Raw genomic sequence first — 9,367 nt, 5'->3', positions numbered from 1 at the left:
ATTCCGGCATAGCTCAGTTGGTAGAGCACCTGACTGTTAATCAGGCTGTCGACGGTTCGAGTCCGCCTGCCGGAGTTGATTTTTATATCATGGCCCGTTGGTCAAGTGGTTAAGACACCGCCCTTTCACGGCGGTAACATGGGTTCAAATCCCGTACGGGTCATCATTATTTCGCCGGTTTAGCTCAGTTGGTAGAGCATCGGTATCGTAAACCGAGGGTCACAGGTTCGAATCCTGCAACCGGCAGTAGGTTTTACACGGTAAGAGATCTAGGAAAATTCCTAGGTCTTTTTTTTGCATTAAACATACTTAAGTATCTGAATAACATGAGTTTTCTGAGGGAAATTCTTAAATATTTTAACTTACTCAGGCGAATTATTGGGAAGTAAGACATTTGAGGAAAAATGTTGGAAATTAAGTCAGATAGCGACTTTTATCCATTATTTTAACTATTTATGCAAAAAAACATGATATGATAATGTAATTATTCTCAGCTAGGAGGGATATTCAGTAAGTTTATTCTAATATTGATTTGACGTATCATTTTTTGAAACTTATAATAGTACTGTTATACATTGCATTTTTCTTATTATTTGTTCAATGTATTGTAATTGTGTAACGAACAATTGATGTCTTTTGGCACTGTTTGGAGGAATTTAAATGACAGATAAAACACAGGAGCCCACGTTTCTAGGGCATCCACGCGGTTTATCAACGCTCTTTTTCACAGAAATGTGGGAAAGATTTAGTTACTATGGTATGCGTGCCATCTTACTTTACTATATGTATTATTCCGTCTCACAAGGCGGTCTTGGTTTTGATAAGACGACAGCAGCTTCAATTATGTCGATCTATGGTTCGCTTGTTTACTTATCCAGTGTGATCGGTGGCTTTGTCAGTGACCGTATCTGGGGTAGTCGGAAAACGGTCTTTGTCGGTGGGGTCTTGATCATGTTAGGGCATATCGTCTTAGCGACTCCATTTGGCAGAATGGCTCTTTTCTTATCGATCGCTTTGATCGTGATCGGGACGGGGCTACTTAAACCAAATGTTTCCGAAATGGTCGGTGGCTTATATGCTCCTGAAGATACAAGACGAGATTCAGGTTTTAGTATCTTTGTCTTTGGGATCAACATGGGGGCTTTCATTGCACCACTGACAGTTGGCTGGTTGGGACAACAAGTCAACTTCCACCTTGGTTTTTCATTGGCAGCGATCGGGATGTTCTTTGGTTTGATCCAATACTCGATCGATGGCCGGAAGTATCTTTCTAAAGAAAGCTTATATCCAACTGATCCACTTGAACCAGATGAATTGAAGAGTTTGGGTAAAAAGACTGCCGTTTGGACTGTCTTAGTTGCCTTGATCATTACTTTGATGTTGCTCTTCAATATGTTTACGATCATGAACATCATCAACTTATTGACGATCTTTGCGGTATGTATTCCGGTTTATTACTTCGTTAAGATCTTGGCAAGTAACAAGATCGATAAAGTTGAACGTTCACGTGTGTTAGCCTATATTCCATTGTTCATCGCTTCTGTGCTTTTCTGGTCGATCGAAGAACAAGGCTCAGTTGTGTTAGCATTATTTGCCAACGAACAAACACGTCTATCATTATTTGGCTTTAACTTCCCATCAAGTTGGTTCCAAAGTATGAACCCACTTTTTATCATGTTATATGTTCCATTCTTTGCAAAATTATGGACTAAGTTAGGGAAGAAACAACCATCATCACCAACGAAGTTCTCCTTTGGTCTGTTCTTTGCCGGAGCTTCCTTTATCTGGATGATGTTACCAGGTCTTTTATTTGGAACAGACGCTAAGGTCAGCCCATTATGGTTGATCATGAGCTGGGCGTTAGTTATCATCGGGGAAATGTTGATCTCACCGATCGGCCTTTCCGTGACGACTAAATTAGCCCCTAAAGCTTTCCAAGCTCAAATGATGAGTATTTGGTTCTTAGGTGATGCGGTGGCCCAAGCCTTCAATGCACAGATCGTACGTCTCTACAATGAAGGAACTGAAGTAGTTTACTTTGGAACGATCGGGATCGTGACCGTAGTCTTTGGTGGATTACTTTTAGTCTTAACACCACGTATCAAAAAACTAATGGAAAACGTTAATTAACATTTGACTGTATCGCAGATCACTTCAGATCAGCGGTACAGTTTTTTTATTTGGGAATTAGTTTAAAGCTTTAAAAAGGGTCAGAAAAAAATTATTTAAAAAAGTTTTCAAAAAGTGTTGCATTTTGATCCCAAACAGGGTATTATAATTAAGTCGGATGCGTTAAGTCATCTGATATGAGATATGGAATACGGAAGGGTAGCGAAGTCTGGCTAAACGCGGCGGACTGTAAATCCGCTCCTTCGGGTTCGGTGGTTCGAATCCACTCCCTTCCACCATATTGGGCTATAGCCAAGCGGTAAGGCAACGGTTTTTGGTACCGTCATGCGCTGGTTCGAATCCAGCTAGCCCAATGACTGATAGGTCACGACTTACTTAGGTCGTGACCTTTTTTTTAATTTAAAAAAGCAGGTGAGCAAATGAAATTAGGATTTATCGGTGCTGGAAATATGGCACGGGCAATTATCAATGGTTGGTTAAGTCAAGGGCAAAAAGCAGAGATCTACTTGCACAGTGCTCGCAAAGCAAGTTATGAACCATATGCTAAAGAACATGGACTACATGCGTGTGCTAGCAATACTGAAGTCGTTTCAACAGCAGACATTATTTTCTTAGCGGTCAAGCCGATCGTGTTAGCTGAGGTCTTACACGAGATCAAAACGACGGTACAAGAAAAAAAGCCAGTCATCGTTTCGATGGTAACAGGTGTATCTATCGCAGAGATCGCTGATTTGTTAGAGCTGACACCTGAAGACTTAGAGATCATCCGTATCATGCCAAATGTCAATGCAGAGATCGCGGCTGGAATGACGGCTTTGAATGCAAGTCCTGCTGTGACAGAGACTAATTTTGCGCGTGTCAAAGGACTCTTTGAAATGATCGGTCAAACTGAGATCTTACCCGAAAAAGATTTTAGTACCTTTGTCGCTTTAGCGGGTAGTTCACCGGCCTATGTTTATTTCTTTATCGATGCGATGTCGCGCGCTGGGGTCAAATACGGTTTGAAAAAAGAGCAAGCAACTAAGATCGCGGCCCAAGCTGTTTTAGGGAGTGCGCAAAAAGTTTTAGCTGATCAAAAGACACCGATGCAATTAGTCGATGATGTTTGTTCCCCTGGTGGAACGACGATCGCCGGCTTGCTTGCCATGGAAGAAGCTGGCTTTATGACGGCTGTGATCAAGGGCATGGATGCGACGATCAATAAAGATCAAGGAAAATAAGCGTTTGTGCTTGTAATTTTGGTCTATACCTATTACTATTAAGGTGTAATTAAAATAAGAAAGCGGGTTCAATTATGAGCAAAGTTATCAAGCATGCTGTTGTTTATACAGGAGAAGATAAGATAGATGACGCCTATATTCGATTTGATAAGCAGATCGAAGCGATCGGTCCAATGAGTGAATATCGAGTTTCACCAGCTGATCAAGAGGTGATCGATGTCGATGGTAAGATCATCGTACCGGGCTTTATCGATGTGCATAGTCACGGTGGCTATAATTTTGATGCCATGGATGGGAATGACCAAGAGTTGAGTGAAATGGTCGATGACATGGTCTATGAAGGTGTTACGACTTATTTTCCAACAACGATGACCCAATCACCGGAAAATATTGCGCATGCGATGACAGCGATCAAAGAAGCTGCAGCTAAGAATCCAGTTATCCAAGGTATCCACCTGGAAGGGCCTTTTATCTCACCAGTCTTCAAGGGGGCACAACCAGAAGAATACATTCAAGCTCCAGATACAAAATTATTCGATCATTGGAACGAATTATCCGGTAATATGATCAAATTGGTGACTTATGCACCTGAGCATGAAACTTCGCCTGAATTTGAGCAATACTGTCTTGAACATGGGATCGTGCCTTCTGTCGGGCATAGTAATGCGACGCGTGAACAGATGAAACATTCCCGTGCCAGTCACGTGACGCATTTGTATAATGCCCAACGCGAATTTAAACATCGTGAGCCAGGTGTGACGGGCCATGCTTTGCTGGAAGATAACATCTATTGTGAATTGATCGCTGATGGCTTCCATGTGTGTCCTGATATGATCAAATTAGCCTATGAATTGAAGGGACCAGATAAGATCGAGTTAGTGACTGATTCGATGCGGGCTAAGGGCATGCCGGAAGGAGTCTCTGAATTAGGTGGCCAAAAAGTTATCGTCAAAGACAAACAAGCTCGCCTTGAGAGTGGTAATTTAGCCGGAAGTGTTTTACAATATAAAGACGCTTTTGTAAATATTATGAAGTTTACCGGTTGTTCACTAGAAGACGCGATCAAGATGACTTCCTTAAATCAAGCTAAAGAATTTGGCTTGACGCAAAAAGGTGTGTTAGCAGTGGGTAAAGATGCTGATTTTAACGTCTTTGACCATGAACTTGATCTAGTCGAGACCTATAGTTTTGGACGTCGATTCAAAAAATAACCCTAAATATGGAAGGTGGTAGTCATGGGTTCACCAATTTACATTCAGATCCACAATAAAATCAAACAGGAGATCGAAGCAAATCGCTGGGCGGTCGGTGATCGGATCCCATCAGAGCGTGATCTAGCGGTGCAGTTTGGTGTCAGTCGCATGACCTTGCGCCAAGCGATCCAGACTCTAGTCGAAGAAGGGATCTTAGAGCGCCAGATCGGGTCAGGTACTTATGTAGCGCGTAAAAAGGTCCAAGAAAAGATGTCTGGGGTCACGAGTTTTACGGCGTTGACGGAAGCGCAAGGCAAGACGCCTTCCAGTAAGACGGTCTCTTATTTGGTGACTGCCCCTTCGCTCAGTGAAAGTGAGCATTTAAAGTTAGGGCCTGGTCAAAAAGTATTGCGGATGGAGCGGATCCGATACGCCGATGAAGTTCCGATCTGTTTTGAAGTGGCGACTTTACCGTATGATCTGATCAAAAATTATCAACGCAAGCAGATCACCAATTCATTGTATGGTACGTTGCAAGAAAATGGTTTGACGATCGGCCATGCGCAACAAACGGTCAGCTCGATGTTGGCTTCCGAAAAAATCGCTGAGTATCTCGAGTTAAAACGTGGTTCAGCGATCTTACGCCTACGTCAGATCACTAAATTAGGTGATGGTCGGCCTTTTGAATACGTTCGTACGCAGTATGCTGGTGAACGGTTTGAATTTTATCTAGAAAAATAAAAAAAGCGCCTCAAGCTCATTTGAACTTGGGGCGCTATTTATTATTAGGCTTTAAAAGAAAAACGCGGTTGTAATTTGCGATAAAGCAACCAGATGAGATAAAGGGTCAACAAGCGGTCGCAGTAGTCAGTACTGATCTGGACCAAAAAGATCGCCAGTGCTTGATGGACGCCTGCTCCACTTAGGATCTGAACGAACATGCTTGAACCAGAGCTAGTGATCCCATTAAATAAAAAATAGGTGATCGCAGTACTAGCTAAAGTTCCTGGTAAAGAAATCAAGAGAGCGGCCAAAAAAAGTTGCCAAATTTTAGTGGGAGTACGATATTTGAAGATAAACCCAACTATCAGACCGATCAGCAATTGGATCGGTGAATAATATAGAGAAAAAACATCAGTCGTCATTCCAACTAATAATGCCGTGCTGCCCCCAACTAGTAGACCCGCAGTTGGGCCGAGCAAGGTGGCACATAACATAGTCCCTAACGTGTCGAGATAAAGTGGCAGGTGTAAAAACAGCGCCAAATTACTTCCAATGATATTCAAAGTGATCCCTAAGGCGCATAGGGTGAGGTACCGTGGAGTTGTTCTTTTAGGCATGTGGCACCTCCAAATCAGCGATCTGAGGTAGTGTTTGTTCCAACATATCCGGATCTAAGCCACAAGCACGACTTAAAAATAATTTCATAGCTGCTAAAGCATTTACTTGAGTCAATACGAAGCTGTTAGCTGGAGCTTGCCAAAAGTTTTTTTCATCAACGATACTTTGTCCCAGTGCAAGCCCAGTTGTTGCGATCTTAGTGTGAGCTGCAAAGCCTTGGCAAAGTTCGGGCCAAAGTGTATAGGCGACAGCCAACGGATCATTGATGACGCAACCGATAACTTTTTCGTATTGCCAATGAAAATCAAAATAAAAGCGGGTTATTTTTTGAATGAAGTCAGCTTCTTTAGGCCGTGTTTGGCGGATCAATTCCAAAATATTAGGGGTAAATAACATTTTACGAGTCACATCGAGTCCGACCATTTCGATCTTTAAGGGTAAGTTATCAAAACAGTAGGCTGCTGCATCTGGATCGCACCAGTAGTTATATTCAGCAACTGGTGAGCAATTACCAAAACTTTTGAAATTTCCACCCATAGAAACCAAACGACCACAATTTTTCCAAGCTGCGGGCGCTTTTTGATGAGCTTGTGCGATATTGGTCAGTGGACCTAAAGTGATGATCGTTAAATCAGGTTCGTTGTAGAGCGCTTGATTGATAAAATCACTGGCCCCTAAATGATACGGATGAGAGACTTCGGGGAGCTTACTTTCACCTAAACCATCAGCGCCATGAGTATCTTGGGCACTGACATAGGTACGTTTAAGTGGCTTAGAAGCTCCACAATAGACGGGAATGTCTAAACGATGACAATGATTTAAAATTTTGAGTGCATTTTTAGCACCTAGATCTGAAGGGACATTGCCGGCGACCGTAGTGATCCCGAGAATTTCGAGCTCAGGTGAAGCCAAAGCTAACATTAAAGCTAGGCTATCATCAATACCAGGGTCACAGTCAATGATAACTTTTTGAGTTGTTGTTGCATCCATAATTTCCAACCTCCTTAATGAGATCCTTGGTTTTTTATCCTGGGAAGTTTGCGAACCAGTCCAAGTTATCCTTGATTTTTATAAATGCAGTTTCCATTATAGAAAAAAATAAGCCGTTAAACAACGGCTTGTTGATCAACGACCAAAAATTTTTTTGCGGTAGACTAATAAAAGATATTTGGGCAAAGCGAGCATCCGGATGAAACGACTTGGTTCTTTTAATAAGCGATAAGCCCATTCAAGATGATGGTCGATCCACCATTTAGGTGCACGCTTTGTTTGACCGGACAAAACATCAAAGCTCCCACCGACTCCCATCCAAATAGCAGGTGCTAGCTCGCGGTGTTTAGCGATAAAGAATTCTTGCTTGGGAAAGCCGAGGGCCACAAAGACAAAATCTGGTCGGGCTTGTTCGATCTGACGGGCTACTTTAGCTTCATCTTTGAAATAACCATCACAACTCCCAGCGATCTTTAGATCAGGATAGGAAGTTTTTACTTTAGCTAGAACTTTTTCCAAAACAGCTGGTTTAGCGCCGAGGAAAAAGACGCTCTTTTGATGCTCATTGGCAAAAGCTAACAGAGCCACTAGTGTATCATAGCCTGTTACGCGCTCGGGCAACGGATCACCTAAAATCTTAGCTCCTTTGATGATCCCAATCCCATCGGCCGTGATGTAGTCGGCACTACGGATCGTTTTAGCATAGGCAGTATCATCTTTGGCCGCTAAGACGATCTCAGGATTAGCAGTCACGATAAAACGGTCATCTTTAGTTTGGCTATCGCGTTTTAGTTGTTCCAAAAATTCAGCTTGGGTGGCTTTGATAAAATCAAGCCCCAAAACATTTACAGTCTCAAAATTATTTTGCATGATATACCTCATTTAAATCTAAGGATTTGTTATTATTATAGCAGTTAGATTGGTATTTTGGCTCGAAAGTGATAAAATTAAACACATGTAGTCAAATCCGCTAAAATTTTTTCGGAAAAACAATTGATTAATGAAGAGGAAAAAAATGGTTAAATTATATCCAGATGATAGTTATACATTGCATACCGATGCTTATCAGATCAATATGATGCAGACATATTGGCGTCAAGGTCTGGCAGATCGGAAAGCGATTTTTGAAGTTTATTTTCGTAAGCTACCGTTTCAAAATGGGTATGCAATATTTGCAGGATTAGAACGTGTCGTTGATTATATTCAAAATTTACGCTTTACTGAACATGATCTCGCCTACTTAAAAGAGATCGGTGACTATCCGGATGATTTTATCGAATATCTCCGCAATTTTAAATTTAAAGCAACGATCCGTTCAGTCGTTGAAGGTGAAGTCGTCTTCAACAACGAACCTTTGATCCAAGTGGAAGGCCCATTGGTAGATTGCCAATTAGTCGAAACCGCGATCTTGAACATTGTTAATTATCAAACTCTGATCGCAACCAAAGCAGCCCGTGTCCGTTCGGCTTGTGGGGATGATGCCTTGCTTGAATTTGGTACACGGCGCGCGCAAGAATTTGACGCTGCTTTGTGGGGAACACGGGCAGCCTATATCGGGGGCTTTGACGCGACCAGCAACGTGCGGGCAGCTAAGATTTTTGGGATCCCAGCCAGTGGGACACATGCCCATGCGTTAGTTCAAGCCTACCGCAATGATTATGATGCTTTTATGGCATATGCTAAAACGCATAAAGATTGTGTCTTTTTAGTTGATACTTATGACACTTTACGCTCAGGTGTGCCTAATGCGATCAAAGTGGCTAAAGAACTAGGCGATCAGATCAATTTCTTAGGAGTGCGGATCGATTCTGGCGATATGGCTTATATTTCAAAGCGTATCCGTGAACAACTGGATGAAGCCGGTTTTCCAGATGCTAAGATCTATGCTTCAAACGACCTAGATGAAAAGACGATCACCAACTTGAAGATGCAAGGAGCTAAGATCGATATTTGGGGCGTGGGAACTAAGCTTATCACGGCCTATGATCAACCAGCTCTAGGTGCGGTCTACAAGATGGTAGCGATCGAGGACGAAAATGGTGTACTTGAAGATACGATCAAGATCTCAAGCAATGCCGAAAAAGTATCGACTCCGGGACGCAAGCAAGTTTGGCGGATCACTAAAAAGACCGATGGTAAATCTGAAGGGGATTATATTACGATCGGGGATGAAGATCCACGTAAAGAAAAATCGCTTTATATGTTCCACCCACAATATACGTATATCAATAAAGATGTGACTGACTTTAACGCGCGTCCTTTATTGCGCGATATTTTCAAGGATGGTGAGTTGGTCTATGAGCTACCAACTTTAGAGGAGATCAAAGAATATTCCAAATTGCATTTAGATAGCCTGTGGGAAGAATACAAGCGTGATCTAAATCCGCAAGACTATCCGGTCGATCTTTCACAAAAATGTTACGACAACAAGATGAAGATCATCAAAGAGGTTCGCGAAAGTATCAATCAAAAACTTGAAAAGTAAGAAGGTCA

8 protein-coding genes, 5 tRNA genes and 1 riboswitch are annotated in these 9,367 nt (G+C 42.2%); of the genes, 10 read left to right on the top strand and 3 right to left on the bottom strand.

What is annotated here, in order from left to right:
• Positions 1-2 precede the first annotated feature (2 nt).
• From ABT996_RS08850 to ABT996_RS08810, 9 genes are all read left to right on the top strand, one after another.
• Positions 3-75 (top strand) — tRNA-Asn (locus ABT996_RS08850).
• Positions 76-91: 16 nt separating this feature from the next.
• Positions 92-163: transfer RNA gene (locus ABT996_RS08845), tRNA-Glu, on the top strand.
• Between the two features lie 10 nt (positions 164-173).
• Positions 174-246, top strand: a tRNA-Thr gene (locus ABT996_RS08840).
• A gap of 414 nt (positions 247-660) precedes the next feature.
• Positions 661-2,130, top strand: a complete 1,470-nt coding sequence (locus ABT996_RS08835; RefSeq protein WP_010688550.1) for a peptide MFS transporter — start codon at positions 661-663, stop codon at positions 2,128-2,130.
• Positions 2,131-2,322: 192 nt separating this feature from the next.
• Positions 2,323-2,408, top strand: a tRNA-Tyr gene (locus ABT996_RS08830).
• Between the two features lie 3 nt (positions 2,409-2,411).
• A tRNA-Gln gene (locus tag ABT996_RS08825) sits at positions 2,412-2,483 on the top strand.
• 66 nt (positions 2,484-2,549) lie between these two features.
• Positions 2,550-3,350 (top strand): pyrroline-5-carboxylate reductase, encoded by an 801-nt coding sequence (gene proC / locus ABT996_RS08820; protein WP_035448514.1) that lies wholly within the window; start codon positions 2,550-2,552, stop codon positions 3,348-3,350.
• A gap of 74 nt (positions 3,351-3,424) precedes the next feature.
• Positions 3,425-4,561 (top strand): N-acetylglucosamine-6-phosphate deacetylase, encoded by a 1,137-nt coding sequence (nagA, locus tag ABT996_RS08815; protein ID WP_035448512.1) that lies wholly within the window; start codon positions 3,425-3,427, stop codon positions 4,559-4,561.
• A gap of 24 nt (positions 4,562-4,585) precedes the next feature.
• Positions 4,586-5,284: a GntR family transcriptional regulator gene (locus ABT996_RS08810; protein WP_010688547.1), complete on the top strand. Its 699-nt coding sequence runs from the start codon at positions 4,586-4,588 to the stop codon at positions 5,282-5,284.
• 44 nt (positions 5,285-5,328) lie between these two features.
• Here ABT996_RS08810 and ABT996_RS08805 read toward each other — a convergent pair whose 3' ends face one another.
• The 3 genes from ABT996_RS08805 to ABT996_RS08795 form a co-directional block, all read right to left on the bottom strand.
• Positions 5,329-5,883, bottom strand: a complete 555-nt coding sequence (locus ABT996_RS08805) for an ECF transporter S component (RefSeq protein WP_010688546.1) — start codon at positions 5,881-5,883, stop codon at positions 5,329-5,331.
• Positions 5,876-6,874, bottom strand: coding sequence for a nucleoside hydrolase (locus tag ABT996_RS08800; RefSeq protein ID WP_035448510.1), 999 nt, complete (start codon positions 6,872-6,874; stop codon positions 5,876-5,878). The genes ABT996_RS08805 and ABT996_RS08800 overlap by 8 nt, the downstream gene beginning before the upstream one ends.
• Positions 6,875-6,894: 20 nt before the next feature.
• A riboswitch (PreQ1 riboswitch) is annotated at positions 6,895-6,939 on the bottom strand.
• 70 nt (positions 6,940-7,009) lie between these two features.
• Positions 7,010-7,744: a WecB/TagA/CpsF family glycosyltransferase gene (locus ABT996_RS08795; protein ID WP_010688544.1), complete on the bottom strand. Its 735-nt coding sequence runs from the start codon at positions 7,742-7,744 to the stop codon at positions 7,010-7,012.
• Positions 7,745-7,889: 145 nt separating this feature from the next.
• On the opposite strand from ABT996_RS08795, the gene ABT996_RS08790 reads away from it, so the two are divergent.
• Entirely contained in the window at positions 7,890-9,359 is a 1,470-nt protein-coding gene (locus ABT996_RS08790) for a nicotinate phosphoribosyltransferase (RefSeq protein ID WP_010688543.1), read from the top strand.
• Positions 9,360-9,367: the final 8 nt, after the last annotated feature.

Origin of the sequence: Ligilactobacillus sp. RTP31139st1_D10_RTP31139_211217 (genome assembly GCF_040226755.1) — a bacterium.
GTDB lineage: Bacteria > Bacillota > Bacilli > Lactobacillales > Lactobacillaceae > Ligilactobacillus > Ligilactobacillus animalis.
This window is presented reverse-complemented; position numbering and strand designations above follow the sequence as displayed.

Excerpts from the sequence above, each read along its gene's own strand:
- ABT996_RS08835 (WP_010688550.1), top strand. The coding sequence starts at position 661 with ATGACAGATAAAACACAGGAGCCCACGTTTCTAGGGCATCCACGCGGT.
- proC (WP_035448514.1), top strand. The coding sequence starts at position 2,550 with ATGAAATTAGGATTTATCGGTGCTGGAAATATGGCACGGGCAATTATC.
- nagA (WP_035448512.1), top strand. The coding sequence starts at position 3,425 with ATGAGCAAAGTTATCAAGCATGCTGTTGTTTATACAGGAGAAGATAAG.
- ABT996_RS08810 (WP_010688547.1), top strand. The coding sequence starts at position 4,586 with ATGGGTTCACCAATTTACATTCAGATCCACAATAAAATCAAACAGGAG.
- ABT996_RS08805 (WP_010688546.1), bottom strand. The coding sequence starts at position 5,883 with ATGCCTAAAAGAACAACTCCACGGTACCTCACCCTATGCGCCTTAGGG.
- ABT996_RS08800 (WP_035448510.1), bottom strand. The coding sequence starts at position 6,874 with ATGGATGCAACAACAACTCAAAAAGTTATCATTGACTGTGACCCTGGT.
- ABT996_RS08790 (WP_010688543.1), top strand. The coding sequence starts at position 7,890 with ATGGTTAAATTATATCCAGATGATAGTTATACATTGCATACCGATGCT.
- ABT996_RS08795 (WP_010688544.1), bottom strand. The coding sequence starts at position 7,744 with ATGCAAAATAATTTTGAGACTGTAAATGTTTTGGGGCTTGATTTTATC.